We start from the raw sequence: 1,462 nt of genomic DNA on the forward strand, positions 1-1,462 counted from the left end.
GTGGCCCCGCCTTTTAGCCTTACCCAGGCTGCCGCTAGGGGCCCCAAACAAAACAACTTCACCACAACGGGCACCCCCGCTTTATCTGGCGCCCGCGGCCGGCGTCGCCGAAGGCGACCAGGCCGACCCCCGAGGCGAAGCCGAGGCCAAGAGACCCCTCACACCATGATCAACCCGGACGAAAGCCCCCGAATACACAGCCTAGCCAGAACCACCGACAACCCCGGCCACCATGATCAACCTGACCATGAGCCCCTGAATACACAGCCTAGCCGAGCCCACCGACAGCCCACCCCCGACCAAGATCAAGATCAAGATCAAGAACGAGCAGCCCGCCAGAGCGGCCACATCAACGGCCCCCCATCAGGCAACCCATACGCCTCCCCCATCGCCTCATACCCCTCCCGCCGATACAACCGCACACTCTCCACCGTACTGGCCTCCAAAAACGCCGATACCCCTTCAGCATCAAGCCAAGCATGATGGTGCCGCAACAGCGCCACCCCCAGCCCCTGGTTCTGATACCCCGGCTCCACCGCCAACAACGCCAAATGATGATGCGGCGCCACCGGATGGTGACCGTCGAACGCCGCATCCAGCAGATGGAACCGCTCCGCGTACCGCCCCGTCGCAGCGGCAACGCGGGCGTCGTAGTCAGCAGGCGCTGGCAACTCCCGGTCGCGGTAGAACCACACCGCCACCGCATGGTCACCCAACACATCCACGTGACCAAACTCGACAGCGTGCGCCACGAAGATCGCGAAGTCAGCCGCCAGCACCGGGACCCGATCAGCAGGCGTGTCAATCAACCACGCCGTCTGCGGCAAGGAAGCAAACGACGCAGCCACCACGCCTGCACACCGGTCCACATCAGACAGACCAGCCCGAGTGACCACACTCATCGCGCAGCCCCCGCCATCGCCCGCGAAGCCCCCCGCCCGATCGACTCGTACACCTGCGGCCGAGTCCGGCGCAGCACCACTCCATACAGGAATCCGCCAACCGCGACCACGGCGAACGCGATCGGAATCCCCCACCGCATCGGCGAGTCCTCCGGTACGCCCAACAGCAACGCGTAGTTCGCGACCACCAGCACCAGGATCGCCGTCACGGCTACAGCCGCCACCGGCGGGGCGATCTTGCGCACCGCCGTCGAGTCCTCCTCGTGCTCGCGCAGGAACCGCACCGTCGCGAACGCCGTGGCGGCCAACAGGATCAGCACGCCGAGCGCACCCGCCGTCCCGGCGATGTAGAACAGCTCGGTCAGCGGGTCCCACCCACCGATCGCGTAGATGATGATCACGATCAGCGCCAGCGCGCTCTGCGTCAGCGACGCCGCACCCGGCTGCCCGGTCCGCGGCGTGGTCCGCCCCAGCGACGCGGGCAACACCTGGTCGCGGCCCAACGCGAACGTGTAGCGCGCGCACGTCGCGTGGAAGCTGATCAGCGCCGCCAGCACACT

General features: G+C 66.8%; 2 protein-coding genes. Both read right to left on the reverse strand.

Features of this window, described 5'->3' with window-relative positions; genetic code table 11:
- Positions 1-317 precede the first annotated feature (317 nt).
- Positions 318-902, reverse strand: coding sequence for a GNAT family N-acetyltransferase (locus H504_RS0131730; protein ID WP_051386477.1), 585 nt, complete (start codon positions 900-902; stop codon positions 318-320).
- The coding region (locus H504_RS0131735) for an APC family permease (RefSeq protein WP_035307255.1) at positions 899-1,462 on the reverse strand (564 nt) is incomplete at its 5' end. The genes H504_RS0131730 and H504_RS0131735, both read right to left, overlap by 4 nt.

This window comes from Actinokineospora inagensis DSM 44258, from assembly GCF_000482865.1.
Lineage (GTDB): Bacteria > Actinomycetota > Actinomycetes > Mycobacteriales > Pseudonocardiaceae > Actinokineospora > Actinokineospora inagensis.